Here is a 20,689-nt window from a genome sequence, read left to right as displayed (position 1 = left end):
AGCTTATATTAATAAGTGACTGGGGTGAGCAACCGTAGCCAACAACGATGCGGCTTGAAAGACGAAGGGTATATCTCTGGAGAGTGATGCAATATGACCACATTCAAACGTAATGCGTTAGTGACTGCCGTGCTGCTGGCGGCGGTAGGTAACGGTTCGGCTTGGGCGGCGAAAGATGCGGTGATTGCCGTGGCTTCTAATTTCACCACACTCGATCCTTACAATGCCAACGACAGCCTGTCGCAAGCGGTAGCAAAGTCGTTTTATCAAGGGCTATTCGGTTTCGATAAAGACATGAAGTTGGTCAATGTGCTGGCCGACAGTTATCAGGTCACGCCGGACGGCCTGACCTATACCATCAAGTTGCATCCAGGCATCAAATTCCATGATGGTACGGATTTCAATGCCGAAGCGGTGAAGGTTAACCTCGATCGTGCCAGCAATCCCGATAACCATCTTAAGCGCTATACCCTGTTTAAGATGATCGATAAAACCGAAGTGGTCGATCCGGCGACGGTGAAAATCGTGCTGAAAACACCGTTCTCGGCGTTTATCAACAATCTAGCGCACCCGGCTGCGGTGATGATTTCGCCAGCGGCATTGAAGCAATATGGCAAGGAAATTGGTTTCCATCCAGTGGGCACCGGGCCTTATCAGTTTGAAACCTGGAACCAGACCGATTTTGTCAAAGTGAAGAAATTCCCGGGTTACTGGAAACAAGGGCTACCGAAACTCGATAGCATCACTTGGCGCCCGGTGGTAGAGAACAACACCCGGGCGGCGATGCTGCAAACCGGCGAGGCGACTTTCGCGTTCCCTATTCCTTACGAGCAAGCCAAGGTTTTAGAGAAAAACGACAAGTTGGCGCTGGTGGCGGCACCGTCGATCATACAGCGTTACATCAGTATGAATGTGACCCAAAAACCGTTTGATAACCTGAAAGTACGGCAAGCGCTGAATTACGCGATTAACAAAGACGCGCTGATCAAGGTCGCCTTTGCGGGTTATGCGGTTCCAGCGCAAGGAGCGGTGCCTTTAGGCATCGATTTTGCGACTAAGCATGAGCCTTGGCCATACGATCCGGCTAAAGCGCGAGAATTACTCAAAGAAGCGGGTTACCCGAACGGTTTCACCACTACGTTGTGGTCATCCCATAACCACAGTACCGCGCAGAAAGTGCTGCAATTTACTCAACAACAACTGGCGCAGGTGGGCGTAAAAGTCACAGTGACAGCGATGGATGCTGGGCAACGTGCGGCGCAGGTGGAAAGCGCTGGAGTGAAAGAAACTGGCGTGCGCATGTATTACACTGGCTGGTCGGCGTCTACTGGCGAGGCGGATTGGGCATTGTCGCCGCTGTTCGCGACTCAATCTGCGCCACCAAAAGTGTTCAATACTGCGTTCTATAGCAACTCAGCGGTTGATCAGGATCTGACGGCGGCGTTGGTGAGCACCGATCGTGCTGAGAAAGAGAAACTGTACAAAGATGCACAAGATCGGATCTGGGCCGATGCGCCGTGGATCTTCTTGGCGACTGAACGGCTGCTGTCAGGTAGCAATAAACAACTTTCTGGCTTCTACGTGATGCCCGATACCTCGTTTAATTTCGATAATGCCGACATGAAATAACTGGCTGATCCTCACCTTTTCGTGATGAAAAGGTGAGGTGAGGAAATTGGATGCTGAATTATTTTCTTAAACGATTGCTGGGGCTGATCCCGACGCTGCTGATTGTCGCGGTGTTGGTATTCCTGTTTGTTCACCTGCTGCCGGGCGATCCGGCACGGCTGGTGGCGGGGCAAGATGCCGATGAAACCGTGGTACAACTGGTGCGTCAGGATCTGGGGCTGGATAAACCGCTACCGGAGCAATTTGTGCATTTTTTTGTTAACGCTTTGCAGGGCGATTTCGGTACTTCGATGGTGTCCAAACGTCCAGTCAGCGAAGAGATTGCCGCGCGTTTTTGGCCGACCTTTTGGCTGACCATCACCAGTATGGTGTGGGCGGTGACGTTTGGTCTGGCGATTGGCATGGTGTCTGCGGTTTGGCGTAATCACTGGCCGGATCGTTTGGGCATGACGCTGGCGGTTTCCGGTATTTCCTTCCCGGCCTTTGCCTTAGGCATGTTGCTGATGCAGGTATTTTCGGTTGAGCTCGGCTGGTTGCCGACGGTGGGAGCCGATAGTTGGCAGCACTATATTTTGCCTTCCATCACCTTGGGTGCCGCTGTGGCGGCGGTGATGGCGCGTTTTACCCGCGCCTCGTTTGTTGAAGTGATGCAAGAAGATTACATGCGTACCGCGCGCGCTAAGGGCGTGCGGGAAACGATGGTGGTGGTGAAACATGGCCTACGCAACGCGATGATCCCAGTCGTCACCATGATGGGGTTGCAGTTTGGCTTTTTGCTCGGCGGCTCGATCGTGGTGGAAAAAGTGTTTAACTGGCCGGGATTGGGGCGTTTGCTGGTGGACTCGGTAGAAATGCGCGATTACCCGGTGATTCAAGCTGAAGTACTGTTGTTCTCGCTGGAGTTTATTTTGATTAACCTGCTGGTGGATATGCTGTATGCGGCGATCAACCCATCCATTCGCTATAAATAGGGACGTGGCATGATCAAATATTGGCGACGCAACGCCGCACTTAAAGCCATGCCCACGCTCAATCCTCATGCGGTACGCACACCGTGGCATGAATTCTGGCGGCGTTTTCGTAAACAACCGGTGGCGCTGATTGCTGGTGCGTTCGTCTTGCTGCTGGTGTTGTTGGCGCTATTTGCCCCTTATCTGGTGCCCTTTGATGCCGAAAACTACTTCGATTACGAACGGCTCAATGAAGGGCCATCGGCAATGCATTGGTTGGGTGTTGATTCGCTCGGTCGTGATATTTTCAGCCGTATCTTGATGGGGACTCGAATCTCACTGGCGGCTGGGGTGTTCTCGGTGTTGGTGGGGGGATTGATTGGCACCTTGTTGGGACTGCTGGCCGGCTATTACGAAGGCTGGTGGGATCGTATCGTGATGCGCATTAGCGATGTGCTGTTTGCCTTCCCTGGTATTCTGTTGGCGATTGGCGTTGTGGCGATTATGGGCAGCGGCATGACTAACGTGATCGTCGCGGTGGCGATTTTCAGTATTCCGGCTTTTGCGCGCTTGGTGCGTGGGAATACGTTGGTGTTGAAGCATCTGACCTATATCGAATCGGCACGCAGTATTGGCGCGTCAGATTGGACGATTATCCTACGCCATATTTTGCCGGGCACCATTTCTTCGATCGTGGTGTATTTCACCATGAGGATTGGTACTTCAATTATCACCGCCGCCAGCCTGTCATTCCTCGGCTTGGGCGCTCAACCCCCTACGCCGGAATGGGGCGCGATGCTGAATGAAGCACGCGCTGATATGGTGATCGCGCCTCATGTGGCGATCTTCCCGAGCTTGGCGATTTTCTTTACCGTACTGGCGTTTAACCTGCTGGGTGACGGCCTGCGCGATGCGCTGGACCCGAAGTTGAAGGGGTAAAAATACCCGGTTTACATTATAGTGCTTCATCTTCCCATCCGTATTTACTGGATGTTCAAAGTGATTTGATTGATGCTTTGTCGACACGCATTGTTATCCCACTGTTTCCGTTAGAAAATGTGAGAGCCAAGATACCTGCTCGCTTATGCCCTGAAATTAAAATAAATGGTGAGCGTTTTTTGGCGATGACTCATGAAATGGCCAGTGTGCGAATTTCACAAATGGGGGCTGTGGCGGGTAGTGCAAAGGAACAAAGAAACCAAATTAAAGCTGCTATGGACTTCTTGATAGATGGTTTTTGAATAAAATGGGGGCAGTTGGGATAAATTGCCCCCATTACTATTATTTAAACAAATGCTCCGCATGGAAACGCAAATGTTCTTCGACAAAGCTGGCGATAAAGAAGTAGCTGTGGTCGTAACCCGGCTGGATGCGCAGCGTTAGCGGCCAGTCGTGCTGACGCGCCAGTTCAGCCAGTTTCGCCGGTTGCAGTTGATCCGCCAAAAACTGGTCATCATCACCTTGATCCACCAATATCGGTAATTTGCGAGTGCCATTGGCCAGCAGATGGCAACTGTCGTATTGCAGCCACTGACTTTCATCGTTACCCAAATAGGCGGCGAAGGCTTTGCGTCCCCAAGGGACTTGGCATGGATTCACGATCGGCGCAAAAGCGGATACCGAGCGATAGCGTTGCGGGTTACGCAATGCCAGCATTAATGCCCCATGACCGCCCATCGAATGACCAAAAATAGATTGACGATCGCTGACGCTGAAATGCAGCTTAATCAACGCGGGTAGCTCATCGTTGATGTAGTCATACATGCGGAAATGCTGATTCCACGGCGCTTGTGTTGCGTTCAGGTAGAAACCCGCACCTTGACCGAGATCGTAACCTTCATCGTTGGGCACATCATCACCGCGCGGGCTGGTATCCGGCATCACCAGAATCAAACCCAGTTCGGCAGCGATGCGTTGTGCACCCGCTTTCAACGTGAAATTTTCATCGTTGCAAGTTAAGCCAGCCAACCAATACAGCACCGGTGGTGGATTGTCGTCACGCGGTGGCGGTAGATAAATGCTGAAAGTCATCTCACAATTTAGGCTACTAGCAGAGTGACGGTAACGCTGCTGCCAACCACCAAACATTCTATATTCTTCAAGAAGCTCCATTTTTTCCATCCTCCTGAGTTATTTATCGAAATGAATCACCGAACGGATCGATTTCCCTTCATGCATCAAATCAAAGGCTTCGTTGATCTGATCCAGCCCCATCGTGTGGGTGATGAAATCGTTCAGGGCGAATTTGCCATCCAGATAATCCTGCACGATGCCTGGCAGTTGTGAACGACCTTTCACGCCACCGAAGGCGGAACCGCGCCACACGCGACCGGTCACCAGTTGGAACGGACGGGTGGAGATTTCTTCGCCAGCACCGGCGACGCCGATAATGACCGACTCACCCCAACCTTTGTGGCAGCATTCCAGTGCGGAACGCATCACGTTGACGTTGCCGATACATTCGAAGGAGAAATCGACGCCGCCGTCGGTCAGTTCGACAATCACTTCTTGGATCGGTTTGTCATGGTCTTTCGGGTTGATCAGATCGGTGGCACCTAGTTTACGCGCTAGGCTGAATTTGCTGGTATTGATGTCGATGCCGATGATCCGGCTAGCGCCGGCCATTTGCGCACCGATAATCGCCGACAACCCGATGCCGCCCAGACCAAAAATCGCCACCGTATCGCCAGCTTTGACTTTGGCGGTGTTCATCACTGCGCCCATACCGGTGGTGACGCCGCAGCCCAATAAGCAGACTTCTTCCAGTGGTGCTTCTTTGCTGATTTTTGCCAGTGAGATTTCCGGCACAACGGTGTACTCAGAGAAGGTCGAGGTGCCCATATAGTGGAAGATCGGCTGGCCATCTTTAAAGAAACGAGTCGTGCCATCGGGCATTAAGCCTTTGCCCTGCGTGGCGCGGATGGCCTGACACAGGTTGGTTTTGCCGGATTTACAGAATTTGCACTCGCCACATTCTGGGGTGTACAGCGGGATCACGTGATCGCCGACCGCGACGCTGGTGACGCCTTCACCGATGGCTTCGACGACACCACCACCTTCATGGCCGAGGATCGCCGGGAAGACACCTTCAGGATCTGCGCCGGACAAAGTATAGGCGTCGGTATGGCACACGCCGCTGGCGACGATGCGGACTAACACTTCACCTTTTTGCGGCGGCATCAGATCCACTTCTTCGATTTTCAGCGGCTGATTAGGCCCCCAGGCAACGGCAGCGCGAGTTTTAATCATTTTCATCGTTGTTTCCTCTTATGTTCTAAACTTTTATGCAGGTTCGGTGGAGGTGACGGTTGTTTCTGTCTGCTCAATAATCAGTTCTTTTAGTGCGCGTACATTCGGGCTGAAGGCATCACGTCGCCAGAATAACCAAGTTGCGGTCGCGGCGATGTCTGGCGGTAGGGCGTGTACTTTCACCCGCTCATGGCCGGGCAGATGGCTGAGTACCGAATGCGGGATCATGGCTAAGCCGGCACCGCTGGCAACGCAGGCCAACATGGCGTGGTATGACTGAATTTCCATAATCGTCCCCGGCAACACGCCGTCGCGCTGAAACCAAGATTCCAATCGTAACCGATATGAACAACTGGTACGAAAGGCAAACAGGGTTTCGTTTTTGGCGTCTTGTGCGCTGTGAATCGGTGGATGGTCTAGGCAAGAAATCACCACCATATGTTCGTGAAAGGCGATGCAACCGTTCAATTCGTCATGCTGTAACGGTCCATCGACTAACGCGGCAGCCAAGGTTCCGGCACGGACTCGTTCGATGATTTCGCCGGATGTGCCAGTGGTCAGCGACAGTGAGACTTTCGGGTAACGCTGGTGATAGGCCGCCAGCAGATTGGGAAGGCGTGTAGCGGCAGTGCTTTCCATCGAACCGAGGGCGAAGTTACCTGCGGGTTCTCCGGCATGGGTGATGCTCATGGCTTCTTCGCTGAGCGCCAGAATGCGGTTGGCATAACAGAGAAAGTTATGTCCCATCGGCGAGAGACGCAGACGTTGCTTTTCGCGGATAAACAGATCGGCTCCCAGTTCCTGTTCCAACTGGCGCAGGCGGGTCGTCAGATTCGACGGTACGCGGTGGAGTTGCTCGGCGGCGCGAACGATAGAGCCAGTTTCCGCCACGCAGCAAAACATACGAAGCTGGGTGAGATCCATTTGATTCTCTTTTCGTGATTAACTTAATAACTATTATTCAGTTTTCGTGAGTTTAACGGCGCGGCATGATACTGGCAACTTCCTTTTATTGTATGGACAGCTGAAATGGCGTTGAGAATTGCACTGAGTGGTTTTTTAGCTTTGATTGTGGCGATGGGAATTGGGCGCTTCGCGTTCACCCCACAAGTACCGCTGATGATTGCTGAACATCAGTTCACCCTGACGGGGGCTGGTTTGGTGGCGGCGCTGAATTATTTGGGGTACTTGTGTGGTGCCTATGATGCGATGCGTGCCAGCCGTCACGTAGAACGCCGTTTATGGTTGGGCGTTTGGGGTGCGGTGGCGTTAACGCTGCTCTCGTCATTAGTGCAGGGAGAATGGTGGCACGGCGCGGTGCGTTTTGCCATTGGCTGGGCGAGTGGCTGGTCGATGGTGCTGGTGGCGGCTTGGACTAACGAACGCTTGGCGCATTATGGTCGTCCGGCGCTGAGTGCGGCGGTATTTGCTGGACCGGGAGCCGGGATCTTCATTAGCGGCATGTTGGCGGTGGCGATTAACAGCCTGGCGCTGAGTGCTTCACAAGCGTGGTTGGTGTATGGCGTACTGGCATTGATTCTTATCGCTGCTATTAGTGCTAATTTGCCGCGGAAAGGGGAACTCCATCGCCCAAATGTGGTGGCAGAGCCGCTGGTGTTAACGCCAGCATTAAAGCGTTTGGTGTGGAGTTACAGTCTGGCGGGGTTTGGCTATATTCTGCCAGCGACGTTTTTGTCACAAATGGCCGCAGCGCGTTTTCCCGCTAGCCTGTTTGCCCAGTTTGTCTGGCCGGTATTTGGTGGCGCGGCGGTATTGGGCATTGTTATCGGTATTTTAACGCGCAATAAGCTGACCACTCAGACCCGATTGGCTCTCACCCTGTGGGTACAAGCGCTGGGTGTTCTGTGCGCCGAAGTGGTACCGGGGATCACCGGGCTGGTGCTCGGGGCGTTGTTCACCGGCGGTGGCTTCCTGAGTGTGGTGCAGCTTTCTATTCAGCATGGGCGTGAACTGGCACCGAATCATGCACGTTATATGGCGGGGCTACTGACCACCGGTTACGCCATCGGTCAGTTAGTTGGCCCCATGCTCTCCGCGTTATCGACCGCGTTGACTCACCGACTGGAACCCGCACTCTATGTAGCGGTGGTCGGATTGGTGATTGCCGGGTTACTGGTGATCAACACTCCGGCTCGCGCGACGGCACGTAATTTGACGACAAGCTGAGTCAGTTTTTAGGAAGGGTGCTCTAAAATCTCCACCAAACAACCCAACGACGATCCCTTGCCGTTGGGTTGGATTGCCTTATCTTCCAGATTCGTAAGCCAGAACGACCGCAAATTCTGTGCTACCACGTTTGAAACGTAATTCGCACAGTGAGCCTTTGGTAATTAACATAAACATTAACAGCGTTATGCAGATCACCAATAGACTCAGTAAGACCCATTTTTGCGGCATTTTTGACCTCCTTTTCTCTTGTCTTGCGACAGTGAAGAGGCTACCCTACTACCGTTTGGTTGTAGTGAGGCGGCCTCGGGTTGATGTTAATCACTCCGGGGCCTTTCTCATTCTATCCCTCACATCTCCATGCTCAGGACAAAAAGATCCAGAGCACCCACGCGCACTCTAGTCGATTGTTTTGCGGGTGAAACTCACCGTTTTTGCAATTATGGAAACGCCTCGCATTTTTTATTACCGTGTTGCAAATAGGGAATAGCTATTTTCGTAATAGCCCGAAGTTAATCGCGCAGGTAATTAATCGGAGTACAATGTGGGTACGTATTACTCCCTATAAATATGAGGGGATAACTTGATAGAGAAAGATGCGGATATTTCATTGGTGGATGAAACACAATCACTGGATAAACGTCTCACTCTCATCTACAGTGGTGCGAAATCTTGACCCAGTTCACACACAAATAGCAGAACCCCTGCTGTCAGGATGCTCAGAAACCCTTAAGTAATAATTTACCAGGGTGTTCGGTTCGGCTGGAGAAATAAACACATGACATCATTAAGTAAAGAAGCGGCTCTGGTGCACGCAGCGTTAGAAGCGCGTGGCTTGGAAACCCCATTGCGTGGGCAAATGCAAGATCGTGAAACGCGTAAGCGTAAGATCAAAGAGCACATGACTGAGATCATGCACTTGCTTGATCTCGATCTTACGGACGATAGCTTGGCTGAAACCCCGCATCGTATCGCAAAAATGTATGTCGATGAGATCTTCTCTGGCTTGGATTATGCCAACTTCCCGAAGATCACCGTCATTGAAAATAAGATGAAAGTCGATGAGATGGTGACGGTGCGTGATATCACGCTGACCAGTACCTGCGAGCATCACTTTGTAACCATTGATGGTAAAGCGACGGTGGCTTATCTGCCAAAAGACTCGGTTATTGGCCTGTCGAAGATCAATCGCATTGTGCAATTCTTTGCCCAGCGTCCGCAGGTGCAGGAGCGTTTAACCCAGCAAATTTTGGTGGCGTTACAAACTCTGCTGGGTACGAATAACGTGGCAGTATCTATCGATGCCGTCCATTATTGTGTAAAGGCTCGCGGTATTCGTGATGCCACCAGCGCCACGACCACCACTTCACTGGGCGGGTTGTTTAAGTCCAGCCAAAATACCCGTCAGGAATTCCTGCGCGCGGTGCGTCATCACCAAGGGTGATGATGGTGGATGATAATCAGGCGCCTGCGGGCGCCTTTTTCATGAGCAAAATAGCGGTAAAATAATGAACAACGTGAATACTGCACCGCTGCCACGTATTGCAACGCTCGATTGCGTTCGTGGTATCGCTATTCTTGGCATTCTACTGATGAATATCAGCGGCTTTGCCTTGCCGAAAGCAGCGTATCTTAACCCTGCCTACCTTGGTTTACCTTCTTCTCGTGATGCCTGGACTTGGGCGCTGCTGGATATTTTCGCGCAGGCCAAGTTCTTGGCTATGTTTGCTTTGTTATTTGGCGCAGGCCTGCAACTGTTGCTGAACCGGGGGAAAGTGTGGATCCGTGCCCGCTTATCTTGGTTGTTGCTGTTTGGCTTGGCACACACGGTGTTTTTATGGGACGGCGATATTTTGCTGGCCTATGGGCTGATTGGATTGGTGTGTTGGCGCATGATCCGTGATGCGCGGGATGCCTTCAGTTTGTTAAAAACCGGCGTGGTTATCTATCTGATTGGTGTGGCGGTATTGCTGCTGTTGGGGTTGATTTCGCATGGAGAGCCGGGCAGTTTCTGGCAACCGGGAGCGGCTGAACTGCAATATGAACAATTCTGGAAGCTGGAGGGTGGGGCAGAGGCTTGGCGCGCTCGCTTGGATTTACTCTCTTCCAGTTTGTTGGCGATTGGCGCACAGTACGGTTGGGAACTGGCCGGATTGATGCTGTTTGGTGCCGGTTTGATGCGCAGTGGCTGGTTACGTGGCGCTTATCCAGCCTCTTATTACTTACGGCAGGCGGCATGGCTGATACCGCTTTCATTGTTGATCCAAATCCCGGCGGTCGTGATGCAATGGCAGGTTCAATGGGATTATCGCTGGAGTGGTTTCTTGCTACAGGTGCCGCGTGAATTAGGCGCACCGCTGCAAGCGATGGGGTATTTGGCGCTGTGCTACGGTTTTTGGCCGATATTATCGCACTGGCGTATCACCCATGGGTTAACGCAGGTCGGGCGCATGGCGCTCAGTAACTACCTACTGCAAACACTGATTTGCACAACGCTATTTTATCGTTTTGGTCTTTATCAGCAATTTGACCGGTTGCAACTATTGGCTTTTGTTCCGTTAGTTTGGTTGGCTAACCTATTGTTTTCTAAATTATGGTTACGCTATTTCTCCCAAGGGCCGATTGAGTGGATATGGCGTAAACTGACCCATCTGGCTGCTGGAGAGTCGGAACGTAAAACGGTAAATTGAGATCTGACGCAGATAGGTTAAAAAAATGTATGTAAACGTTTTCTTTCCTGTGACGTAATTCACGCAGGCTGGGGTCATTATCGGGATAGGATAGCGCCACCATTATCCCTTCCCGATTTCAGGAACCTCCATGGCCTCTGTTCATCCAACCACCATTCGTGATGTCGCACGACTTGCCGGTGTTTCAGTTGCAACGGTCTCTCGGGTGCTGAATAACAGCGCCATGACCAGCAAAGAGACGCGTGAACAGGTGTTGCAAGCGGTGACGACGTTAGGCTATCGACCCAATGCTAATGCGCAAGCGTTAGCGACGCAGAGTAGCGATACCCTTGGTGTGGTGGTGATGGATGTTTCCGATCCGTTCTTCGGCGCGTTAGTGAAAGCGGTTGATACCGTGGCGCAACAACATAATAAATATCTATTGATCGGCAACAGTTACCATCAGGCAGACAAAGAACGTCATGCCATCGAAGTGTTGATCCGCCAGCGTTGTAATGCCTTGATTGTTCATGCAAAAACATTGAGTGATGCGGAGCTGATGGCTTTTATGGATCAGGTGCCGGGTATGGTACTGATTAACCGTATTATCACGGGTTATGAGCATCGCTGCGTTGGGCTGGACAACGTCTTTGGCGCACAAATGGCGATGCGTCTGCTGTTGGCGCAAGGGCATCAGCGTATTGGCTATCTGGGCTCTAATCACCCGATCGAAGATGGACCTTGGCGACAACAGGGCTATCAGCAAGCGTTGCAAACCAGCGGTATCCAAGCCCCCGATAGCTGGCGCGCCTATGGTTCGCCGGATCTACAAGGCGGGGAAACGGCGATGGTTGAGTTGCTTGGGCGTAACCTGCATTTGAGCGCCGTATTCGCTTATAACGATGCAATGGCCGCTGGAGCGATGGCGGTGCTGAAAGAAAACGGTATCACGGTTCCACAGCAATTCTCGCTAGTGGGGTTCGATGACATTCCCATCGCCCGTTATACCAGCCCCAAGTTAACCACTGTACGCTATCCCATTGTTTCTATGGCTACCTTAGCCACTGAGTTGGCGTTAAAGGGGGCAGCAGGTCAACTAGAGCCGCAAGCTTCCCATCTGTTCATGCCAACCTTGGTGCGCCGTCATTCTGTTGCACCATGGCAAAATGAGGCAGCGGTCACTCTCTGAACATTTATCCTTGTGTAACCGTTTTCAATCTGTGAGAAAATTCACAGATTATTAACATTGCGCCGTCTATGCTCTAGGCGTTTTCTGACATATCGGCACTTGCCGCCGAGGAAGTGACACTGAGCTAACACAGCATTTTCTGGAATAAAAATATTCACCATGGATTGGTATTTGGCCTAACACTGAGAATGACCCTACCAAACCGGAGACAGACAATGAATAAGAAGGCTTTCACCCTGGCTGCGCTGGCCGCTAGCATGATGTTTGGCGCTGCCGCCCATGCCGAGACCCGTATTGGTGTCACCATTTACAAATACGATGACAACTTTATGTCGGTCGTGCGTAAAGCGATTGAGAAAGACGCCAAAGCCTCCCCAGACGTTAAGCTACTGATGAATGACTCGCAAAACGACCAATCCAAGCAGAATGATCAGATAGACGTGTTGATTGCCAAGGGCGTGAAAGCGTTGGCAATTAACTTGGTAGATCCTGCGGCAGCGCCAGTGGTTATTGATAAGGCGCGTGCAAACGATATTCCAATCGTGTTTTATAACAAAGAGCCATCACGTAAAGCGTTGGACAGCTATGACAAAGCCTATTACGTCGGTACCGATTCTAAAGAATCTGGCGTGATCCAAGGTGAGTTGATTGCTAAACATTGGAAAGCGAACCCAGCTTGGGATCTGAACAAAGACGGAAAAATTCAATATGTGCTGCTGAAAGGCGAACCGGGTCACCCAGATGCTGAAGCGCGCACCACCTATGTGGTGAAAACGTTGAATGAGAAGGGCATTGAGACTCAGCAACTGCAAATGGACACCGCGATGTGGGACACCGCTCAAGCGAAAGACAAGATGGATGCTTGGATGTCTGGTCCTAACGCCAACAAGATCGAAGTGGTGATCGCCAACAACGATGCGATGGCGATGGGCGCGGTTGAAGCACTGAAAGCGCACAACAAGAGCAGCATTCCCGTGTTTGGTGTCGATGCGTTGCCAGAAGCCTTGGCGATGGTGAAATCGGGTGCGATGGCCGGTACGGTGCTGAACGATGCCGACAATCAGGCTAAAGCCACCTTCGAATTAGCGAAAAACTTAGCAGCAGGTAAACCAGCGGCTGAAGGCACGACTTATAAGATTGAAAATAAAGTGGTGCGTATTCCTTACGTTGGCGTTGATAAAGACAACCTGTCTCAGTTTGTGAAATAACACAACCCCCATTCCCCATGCTGTTATGCCAACACCAGGTTGCCAGCATGGGGGATTTCAGCATCTTTAAAATAGCCAGGTGTAACTATGGCGGATAATTCGAGCGAATATTTGCTGGAAATGAGTGCAATTAACAAATCATTTCCCGGCGTTAAAGCATTAGATAATGTGAATTTACGCGTTCATCCTCACTCCATTCATGCATTAATGGGAGAGAACGGTGCGGGTAAATCGACATTATTAAAATGTCTGTTTGGCATTTATAAAAAAGATTCCGGCAGTATTATTTTTCAAGGTCAGGAAATTGATTTCAAAAGCTCGAAAGAGGCACTGGAACATGGCGTTTCTATGGTGCACCAAGAGCTGAATTTGGTGTTGCAACGTACGGTGATGGACAACATGTGGCTGGGGCGCTATCCGCTCAAAGGCCTGTTTGTCGATCAAGATAAGATGTACAAAGACACTAAAGCGATATTTGATGAGCTGGATATTGATATTGATCCTCGCGCCAAAGTGGGCACGTTATCCGTATCTCAAATGCAGATGATCGAAATTGCCAAAGCGTTTTCTTATAACGCAAAAATCGTGATTATGGATGAGCCGACCTCGTCATTAACAGAAAAAGAGGTGAATCACTTATTCACCATCATTCGGAAGTTAAAAGAGCGTGGTTGCGGCATTGTTTATATCTCTCACAAAATGGAGGAAATATTCCAACTGTGCGATGAAATCACCATTTTGCGTGATGGTCAGTGGATCACGACCCAGACCTTGGAAGGGCTGGATATGGATAAGATTATCGCCATGATGGTAGGGCGTTCGCTGAGTCAGCGTTTCCCCGATCGTCAAAACACGCCGGGCGAAGTTGTCTTGGAAGTACGCAATCTGACCTCAATGCGTCAACCCTCGATCCGCGATGTCAGTTTTGATCTGCATAAAGGGGAAATCCTCGGTATTGCCGGGTTGGTGGGGGCAAAGCGTACTGATATCGTCGAAACCTTGTTTGGCATCCGCGAAAAAGTCGCAGGGACCATCAAACTGCACGGCAAGGCGATCAATAACCACAGTGCCAACGAAGCGATTAATCATGGTTTCGCGTTGGTGACGGAAGAAAGGCGCTCAACCGGGATTTATGCCTATCTGGATATCGGCTTTAACTCGTTGATTTCCAACATTCGTAATTACAAAAACAAACTGGGGCTGCTGGATAACTCACGCATGAAAAGCGATACCCAATGGGTGATCGATGCGATGCGGGTGAAAACGCCGGGGCATCATACCAGTATCGGTTCGCTGTCTGGCGGTAATCAGCAAAAGGTGATTATTGGTCGTTGGTTGCTGACTCAGCCGGAAATTCTAATGCTGGATGAACCGACGCGCGGTATTGATGTGGGAGCCAAGTTTGAGATTTATCAACTGATTACCGAACTGGCGAAGAAAGAAAAAGGGATCATTATTATCTCGTCTGAAATGCCGGAGTTATTGGGAATAACTGACCGGATATTGGTGATGAGTAATGGGCAGGTTGCGGGCATCGTGAATACCAAGCAGACCTCGCAAAATGAAATTTTACGATTAGCATCCTTGCATCTTTAAGGGCCAGCGCTATGAGCATTTTAAATAAAAAAACCTTATTCACCTATTTCAAAGAAGGTGGCATTTATTTGGTATTGCTGGTGCTGCTGGCAATTATCATTATTCAGGACCCTACCTTCCTGAGCCTGATGAACTTAAGTAATATTCTAACCCAATCTTCGGTGCGTATTATTATCGCCTTGGGCGTTGCCGGGTTGATTGTGACTCAGGGGACTGACCTTTCCGCTGGGCGGCAGGTGGGCTTGGCGGCGGTCATCGCGGCAACTCTGCTGCAATCGATGGATAACGTCAATAAAGTCTTCCCGCAAATGGAAACTTGGTCGATCCCAATGGTGATCATCTTGGTTTGCGCGGTGGGGGCGATTATTGGTTTGGTTAACGGCATTATTATTGCCTATCTGAACGTGACGCCATTTATTACCACTCTGGGTACCATGATCATCGTTTATGGCATTAACTCGCTGTATTACGACTCGGTTGGGGCTTCACCAGTGGCAGGGTTTGATCAAAAATTCTCGACCTTTGCCCAAGGTTTCCTACGCTTCGGTGATTTCAAACTGTCGTATATTACTTTCTATGCGATTATCGCGATTATCTTTGTTTGGGTGCTGTGGAACAAAACGCGCTTTGGGAAAAACATTTTCGCCATCGGGGGTAACCCAGAGGCGGCGAAGGTTTCCGGTGTTAACGTCCCGTTGAACCTGATCATGGTTTATGCGTTGTCTGGTGTGTTTTATGCTTTCGGCGGCCTGTTGGAAGCAGGGCGTATCGGTAGTGCCACCAATAACCTCGGCTTTATGTATGAGTTGGATGCCATCGCGGCTTGCGTCGTCGGCGGCGTGTCCTTTGCGGGGGGGGTCGGTACGGTGGTCGGTGTGGTCACCGGGGTGATCATCTTTACCGTCATCAACTATGGCTTGACCTATATTGGCGTTAACCCGTATTGGCAATACATCATCAAGGGCGGGATTATTATCTTCGCCGTGGCGTTGGATTCGCTGAAATACGCTAAGAAAAAGTAAGTGGTTGTTCTTTTGACAAATGCCGGGGCTAGCTCCGGCATTTTTGTCTGGATTATTTGCTGCTTTGCGCTTTTTGTTTCTCTGCCGCCAACTTCTGTTCCAACTCAACTAACTGTTCTGGCGAGACTGCCGGGTAACCCTGCGCATCTTCCGGCACCTTGTGCATAGAGGAAATTGGGATGGTTGGGCCAAGGAAGCGTGGCTCGCGTTTGAAGATGTATAGATCGCTCAACGCACCTAGACGAGCAAAGATCTCGCGTACTCGCACCGTCAGCATATCTTTAGGAGAGGGCACGGCGTAACACTGCGCCTGAATGCCCATATGCAGAGCAATAAACAGCGCGCGTTCGCAATGGAAGCGTTGAGTGATAATGGTGAAGTCGTTGGTATCGAACACTTTGCGGGTACGCACAATGGAGTCCAAGGTGCGGAACCCAGCATAGTCGAGCACGATGTCACTAGGTGTGACCCCGGCGGCAATCAGATCGCGGCGCATAGTCATCGGCTCGTTGTAACTCTGTTGGGCGTTATCCCCACTCAACAGCAGATATTTAACTTTACCGCTGTTATAGGCGTTGACTGCTCCCTGAATGCGATATCGATAATACTGGTTGATAACGCCTGTTCGATAATATTTGGCGGTACCTAACACCACGCCGACTTGACGATGTGGCAGTGTTTGTAATTCGTCGTAAACGTAAGGGGCGGTTTTCCAGCTTATCCAGCGATCGAGCGCAATAGCCGACAGCATCAGCACAATAATGATGCTGAATAGGCTAATTATCAGGCGTTTCCACATGTTGTTGCCTTACGCGCAGGGATCTAGGAAAGTAGGATTAAGGCTACTTTACCTAGCAGGGCGACGCAAGCAATCCACCGCTTGAAGCCAGTGAAGTGCGGGATTTTTCAGCGTTTTAAGATAAAGAAGCCCGGTGAACCGGGCTGAGTAGATTAGAACGAAGTACGCTTGTAATCACGGTATTGCGGACGCCAGAAATTGTGCTCAATCGCTTTCGATAACGCCTCTTCAGAAGTGACGACCGCCACGCCTTGCAACTGCGCGGCTTTACCGACTTCCATCGCGATGCATTTGGACACGCCTTGAATATCGTCAATGTTTGGCAGTAATGCACCGTGGCCGTCTGTTGCCAACGGTGAACAGTCGGCCAATGCACGGCTAGCCGCCATTAACATGCTGTCGGTGACACGCTTAGCCCCTGAGGCCAGCACGCCCAAACCAATTCCTGGGAAAATATAGGAGTTGTTGCATTGTGCGATCGGGTATAGCTGCTCTTTATAGGTCACCGGGGCGAATGGGCTGCCGGTGGCAACCAGCGCTGCGCCGTCGGTCCAATTGATGATGTCTTCCGGGCGGGCCTCTACGCGCGATGTTGGGTTAGACAGCGGCATCACAATTGGACGTGGACAATGCTGATGCATTTCACGGATCAATTCTTCGGTGAACAGCCCCGGCTGACCTGAAACACCAATCAGAATGGTCGGTTTGGCATTACGTACCACTTCCATCAGTGAGATAGCATCGCTTTCCACTTGCCAATCGCTGAGGTTTTCGCTTTTCTGCACCAGCTTGGCTTGGAAATCGAGCAGATTTGGTAGTTTGTCGGTCAGCAGACCGAAGCGATCGACCATAAAGACGCGAGCGCGAGCTTCGTCTTCGCTCAAGCCTTCGGACTTCATTTGGGCAATGATTTGCTCGGCGATACCACAACCGGCGGAACCGGCACCGAGGAAGGTGACTGTTTGATCGCGCAATTGACGACCGGCAGCACGGCTAGCGGCGATCAGGCTACCGAGAGTCACAGCGGCGGTGCCTTGGATATCATCGTTAAAGCAGCACAGCTCGTCTCGGTAGCGGTTAAGCAGCGGTGTGGCGTTGTTCTGGGCGAAGTCTTCGAATTGCAACAGCACATTTGGCCAGCGGCGTTTGACGGCCTGAATAAATTCCTCCACGAAGGCGTGATATTCATCGCCGGAAATACGCGGATGACGCCAGCCCATATACAGCGGATCGTTTAGACGCTGCGGGTTGTTGGTGCCGACATCCAGCACTACCGGCAACGTATAGGCTGGGCTGATGCCGCCACAGGCGGTGTACAGCGACAGTTTACCAATCGGAATGCCCATACCACCGATGCCTTGGTCGCCAAGGCCGAGGATGCGCTCACCGTCGGTGACTACGATCACTTTTACGTTCTGCTTGGTGGCATTTTGCAGCATATCGTCGATGCGATCGCGGTTTTGGTAGGAGATGAACAACCCGCGTGCGCGGCGGTAGATGTCGGAAAAGTGCTCACAGGCTTCGCCCACGGTTGGGGTGTAGATGATCGGCATCATCTCGCTCAGGTGAGCATCCAACATGCGATAGAACAGGGTTTCGTTGGTGTCTTGGATATTACGTAGGTAGATGTGTTTGTCGTTATCGTTTTTAAAATCTCGGTACTGACGGTAAGCACGTTCCACCTGTTCTTCGATGGTTTCTACCGCTTCCGGCAACAGACCGTGTAGGTTGAAGTGGCTACGTTCCTCTTCACTAAAGGCGCTACCTTTGTTTAGTAAAGGAAATTCTAACAAGATCGGGCCAGCGTAGGGGATGTAGAGAGGGCGTTTGCTTTCGTATTCAAGTTCCATCAATTTTTACTCTTCACGTATCGGATAACTTATGCCGCCGTAGATCCTAAAAGATCGGGGGAAGATGTACAGCAATTGTTAGCGGATCATGATGTAAATTAGCGTAACTTTCGACGATCGAACGAATATTTTAACTAAAGAAAGTGTTTTAAGGGCAAGGTGACGTTGTGTTTGATAGGCGAGGCTGGTAATGCCCCGCCACAGGGAATAATTAGAAGGTGACCAACTTGACGTCTTGACAACCTAACGCCGCTAATGTTGAACGCGTCGCATCCCATTGGCTGATACTTGGCGATTGGGGTTCGACCAACACCGCCCGCCGGATTTTCTGGCAGTCGCCACCAGAAAGATTCATCAGAATCAGCGCTGCTTGTAGCGGCGGCAAGCTTGGGTTAAAGGCGGCATTCTCCGCATAACGACCTGCATAAATCGCACCATTTTCAGCCTCTAATGCCACACCGCTGTGAGCCTTACTGTAAGGCGCATGGCTTTGGTTGGCCGCAGCCATTGCTGCGTTGGCTAATGTGTCGGCGGTGTTGAGTTGGAAACCGTGATCGACGCGATCCATCAATAAGGTGCTGATTTCCAAATCTCTTGGCCCAAATGCATCAGGCAAATAATCGCCGAGGGTGGCTGGTTGACGCCCTGGTAAACGAATTTGCAAATCCGTTCCACTGTTCAATTCGTTCATAAATTGGCGGCAATGACCACATGGTGTGTAGTTCACGGTAATTGCATTCAGTTGGGTTTCGCCACGCAACCAAGCGTGAGTCACTGCGCATTGCTCAGCATGGATCGTTTGTTGCAACGGTGCTGCACTAAACTCCATATTGGCGCCGAAATACAGATTACCACTTTCACCACGGGCGATGGCACCGACTTGGAAGTGGGAAATGGGGGTTAACGAGCAGGCCGCGGCCAGAGGCAGCAGGGCAAATGCTAAAGCATCATCATCCAGCCCACAGCTTTGCTTGATTGCCTCGACCTGATCGGCCTTGAGCATGGCCGGAAAATCTGGCGCATTAAAATAAGGCAGCAGGGCATTTTGCAATGTGGCAGTGAGTTCGCTGAAAGCAGTGTGAAAACGCGGTTGCATATAGAGTCTCTCTACAGGTTAACGGGGTAATAGTGTAGGCAACCGATACAACTCATAGTGTGACGAATCTCTCTTTATTGATGAAATGAATGCAATAACTTTTATAAATGCGAGATGTTTCGCAAGTTTTTAGCGCTAACCAAACAAATGTAACAACACTGGGAACAGGAATGGTGCTAGTAGCGAGGTGATGATCCCGCAAATCACTAAGGCCAATGAACTGAATGCCCCTTCTTGATAGTCCATTTCGGCACAGCGCGCCGTACCTAAGGCGTGAGATGCCGTGCCCATGGCTAAACCCCGCGAGGGTTTGGTTGAAATACGCAATGTGTTCAAAATAATATGGCCAAAAACCGATCCCAATAGACCCACAAACATTACACAGATGGCACTGATCGCCGGGATACCCCCAATGGATTGGGCTACCGCCATCGCAATCGGTGTAGTGACTGACTTCGGCAGGATAGAGGCAGCAAGCTCGGGGGGAGCCCCCATCCACAGAGCAATGGTCGTCCCGGTCACCATTGCAGTGAGGCTACCGATAAAGCAGACAGTAATGATTGATTTCCAACGGGCGCGGATCTGATGCAATTGTTCATACAGCGGAAATGCTAATGCGACCACCGCCGGTTGCAGTAGATCGTTGAGGATTTTACTGCCTTGAAAATAGTGTTGATACGGCGTTTTGGTGAGAATCAAAATTGGGATAATCACCACCAACGAAACCAACAGCGGGTTTAACAGCGGCATATTCAAACGGGTTGCCAGTTTACGAGCGGCGAAAAACACCAGCACGGTGAGGGGCAGTGACCACCAGAGATAGCTCATGATTTTTCCCCATCTTGTTGGTTGCCAATCACCGGACGTTCACGGTGGACGGCATGGGAGCTGTAGGCAACCACAATCAATGAAATCAGCGTACTGACAAGGCAAGACACCACTAGCGGGCCCAGTTGGCTGACTAACTGATCGTAATATTGCATCACGCCAACCCCGATGGGGACAAACAACAGTGCCATGTAGCGAATCAAGATATGGCAGCCCGGTTTTAACCAGGCTGAAGGCAGGATCTGCGTTGCCAGCAGGGCAAACAAAATCAGCATACCGATGATGCTACCGGGAATAGTGAGCGGTAGTAGTGAAGAAATGGTGTTGCCGACAAGTAGACACAGGTAAATGAGGGCGAAAGCCCTAAGGTATTTCCAACACAATGTGAACAGGTTGCCCATAATCTTTTCCCGTTTA

The 20,689-nt window shown here is 50.9% G+C and carries 20 protein-coding genes; 11 read left to right on the top strand and 9 right to left on the bottom strand.

Annotated features, from left to right (window positions below; translation table 11 throughout):
- Window positions 1–93: 93 nt before the first annotated feature.
- The 4 genes from gsiB to AC3ISQ_RS14575 are packed head-to-tail and all read left to right on the top strand — an operon-like array spanning window position 94 to window position 3,820.
- Complete coding sequence (gsiB, locus tag AC3ISQ_RS14590) at window positions 94–1,629, top strand: glutathione ABC transporter substrate-binding protein GsiB (RefSeq protein ID WP_489347611.1); 1,536 nt, start codon at window positions 94–96, stop codon at window positions 1,627–1,629.
- A gap of 50 nt (window positions 1,630–1,679) precedes the next feature.
- Window positions 1,680–2,600: a glutathione ABC transporter permease GsiC gene (gene gsiC, locus AC3ISQ_RS14585; protein WP_489347609.1), complete on the top strand. Its 921-nt coding sequence runs from the start codon at window positions 1,680–1,682 to the stop codon at window positions 2,598–2,600.
- Between the two features lie 9 nt (window positions 2,601–2,609).
- On the top strand, window positions 2,610–3,518 hold the full coding sequence (gsiD, locus tag AC3ISQ_RS14580; protein WP_489347608.1) for a glutathione ABC transporter permease GsiD: 909 nt from the start codon (window positions 2,610–2,612) through the stop codon (window positions 3,516–3,518).
- Window positions 3,519–3,520: 2 nt separating this feature from the next.
- Window positions 3,521–3,820, top strand: a complete 300-nt coding sequence (locus tag AC3ISQ_RS14575; RefSeq protein WP_489353300.1) for a CcdB family protein — start codon at window positions 3,521–3,523, stop codon at window positions 3,818–3,820.
- A 40-nt stretch (window positions 3,821–3,860) separates the two neighbouring features.
- Here the strand turns inward: AC3ISQ_RS14575 and fghA are convergent, their stop codons facing one another.
- Genes fghA through ptrR form a run of 3 tightly spaced genes read right to left on the bottom strand, consistent with a single transcriptional unit; the run spans window position 3,861 to window position 6,752 of the window.
- Complete coding sequence (gene fghA, locus AC3ISQ_RS14570; protein WP_489347606.1) at window positions 3,861–4,691, bottom strand: S-formylglutathione hydrolase; 831 nt, start codon at window positions 4,689–4,691, stop codon at window positions 3,861–3,863.
- Between the two features lie 18 nt (window positions 4,692–4,709).
- Window positions 4,710–5,834, bottom strand: coding sequence for an S-(hydroxymethyl)glutathione dehydrogenase/class III alcohol dehydrogenase (locus tag AC3ISQ_RS14565; protein WP_489347604.1), 1,125 nt, complete (start codon window positions 5,832–5,834; stop codon window positions 4,710–4,712).
- 27 nt (window positions 5,835–5,861) lie between these two features.
- Window positions 5,862–6,752, bottom strand: a complete 891-nt coding sequence (gene ptrR / locus AC3ISQ_RS14560; protein WP_489347602.1) for a putrescine utilization regulator PtrR — start codon at window positions 6,750–6,752, stop codon at window positions 5,862–5,864.
- A 105-nt stretch (window positions 6,753–6,857) separates the two neighbouring features.
- Between ptrR and AC3ISQ_RS14555 the strand changes: the two genes are divergently transcribed.
- Complete coding sequence (locus AC3ISQ_RS14555) at window positions 6,858–8,015, top strand: YbfB/YjiJ family MFS transporter (RefSeq protein ID WP_489347600.1); 1,158 nt, start codon at window positions 6,858–6,860, stop codon at window positions 8,013–8,015.
- Window positions 8,016–8,093: 78 nt separating this feature from the next.
- Here the strand turns inward: AC3ISQ_RS14555 and AC3ISQ_RS14550 are convergent, their stop codons facing one another.
- Window positions 8,094–8,246, bottom strand: a complete 153-nt coding sequence (locus AC3ISQ_RS14550) for a Hok/Gef family protein (protein WP_489347599.1) — start codon at window positions 8,244–8,246, stop codon at window positions 8,094–8,096.
- Between the two features lie 547 nt (window positions 8,247–8,793).
- On the opposite strand from AC3ISQ_RS14550, the gene folE reads away from it, so the two are divergent.
- The 6 genes from folE (at window position 8,794) to mglC (ending at window position 15,699) form a co-directional block, all read left to right on the top strand.
- Window positions 8,794–9,459, top strand: a complete 666-nt coding sequence (gene folE / locus AC3ISQ_RS14545; protein ID WP_489347597.1) for a GTP cyclohydrolase I FolE — start codon at window positions 8,794–8,796, stop codon at window positions 9,457–9,459.
- A 64-nt stretch (window positions 9,460–9,523) separates the two neighbouring features.
- Window positions 9,524–10,705, top strand: a complete 1,182-nt coding sequence (gene yeiB / locus AC3ISQ_RS14540) for a DUF418 domain-containing protein YeiB (RefSeq protein ID WP_489347595.1) — start codon at window positions 9,524–9,526, stop codon at window positions 10,703–10,705.
- 130 nt (window positions 10,706–10,835) lie between these two features.
- On the top strand, window positions 10,836–11,873 hold the full coding sequence (galS, locus tag AC3ISQ_RS14535) for an HTH-type transcriptional regulator GalS (RefSeq protein ID WP_489347593.1): 1,038 nt from the start codon (window positions 10,836–10,838) through the stop codon (window positions 11,871–11,873).
- A 215-nt stretch (window positions 11,874–12,088) separates the two neighbouring features.
- Complete coding sequence (mglB, locus tag AC3ISQ_RS14530; protein ID WP_489347591.1) at window positions 12,089–13,081, top strand: galactose/glucose ABC transporter substrate-binding protein MglB; 993 nt, start codon at window positions 12,089–12,091, stop codon at window positions 13,079–13,081.
- Window positions 13,082–13,168: 87 nt separating this feature from the next.
- Entirely contained in the window at window positions 13,169–14,677 is a 1,509-nt protein-coding gene (gene mglA / locus AC3ISQ_RS14525; protein ID WP_489347589.1) for a galactose/methyl galactoside ABC transporter ATP-binding protein MglA, read from the top strand.
- A gap of 11 nt (window positions 14,678–14,688) precedes the next feature.
- Complete coding sequence (gene mglC, locus AC3ISQ_RS14520; protein ID WP_489347588.1) at window positions 14,689–15,699, top strand: galactose/methyl galactoside ABC transporter permease MglC; 1,011 nt, start codon at window positions 14,689–14,691, stop codon at window positions 15,697–15,699.
- Window positions 15,700–15,751: 52 nt separating this feature from the next.
- Here mglC and sanA read toward each other — a convergent pair whose 3' ends face one another.
- The 5 genes from sanA to AC3ISQ_RS14495 form a co-directional block, all read right to left on the bottom strand.
- Window positions 15,752–16,498: an outer membrane permeability protein SanA gene (gene sanA, locus AC3ISQ_RS14515; RefSeq protein ID WP_489347586.1), complete on the bottom strand. Its 747-nt coding sequence runs from the start codon at window positions 16,496–16,498 to the stop codon at window positions 15,752–15,754.
- 152 nt (window positions 16,499–16,650) lie between these two features.
- The gene (locus AC3ISQ_RS14510; protein WP_489347584.1) at window positions 16,651–18,348 is read right to left on the bottom strand and encodes an NAD-dependent malic enzyme; all 1,698 of its coding nucleotides are present in this window, start codon (window positions 18,346–18,348) and stop codon (window positions 16,651–16,653) included.
- Between the two features lie 211 nt (window positions 18,349–18,559).
- On the bottom strand, window positions 18,560–19,444 hold the full coding sequence (gene cdd / locus AC3ISQ_RS14505; RefSeq protein WP_489347582.1) for a cytidine deaminase: 885 nt from the start codon (window positions 19,442–19,444) through the stop codon (window positions 18,560–18,562).
- 135 nt (window positions 19,445–19,579) lie between these two features.
- Window positions 19,580–20,272: a CidB/LrgB family autolysis modulator gene (locus AC3ISQ_RS14500; protein WP_489347580.1), complete on the bottom strand. Its 693-nt coding sequence runs from the start codon at window positions 20,270–20,272 to the stop codon at window positions 19,580–19,582.
- Window positions 20,269–20,673 (bottom strand): CidA/LrgA family protein, encoded by a 405-nt coding sequence (locus AC3ISQ_RS14495; protein ID WP_489347578.1) that lies wholly within the window; start codon window positions 20,671–20,673, stop codon window positions 20,269–20,271. Before AC3ISQ_RS14495 ends, AC3ISQ_RS14500 begins: the two co-directional genes overlap by 4 nt.
- Between the last annotated feature and the right edge of the window lie 16 nt (window positions 20,674–20,689).

The sequence above is a fragment of the Serratia sp. KH_031 genome (assembly GCF_057839655.1).
This window is presented reverse-complemented; position numbering and strand designations above follow the sequence as displayed.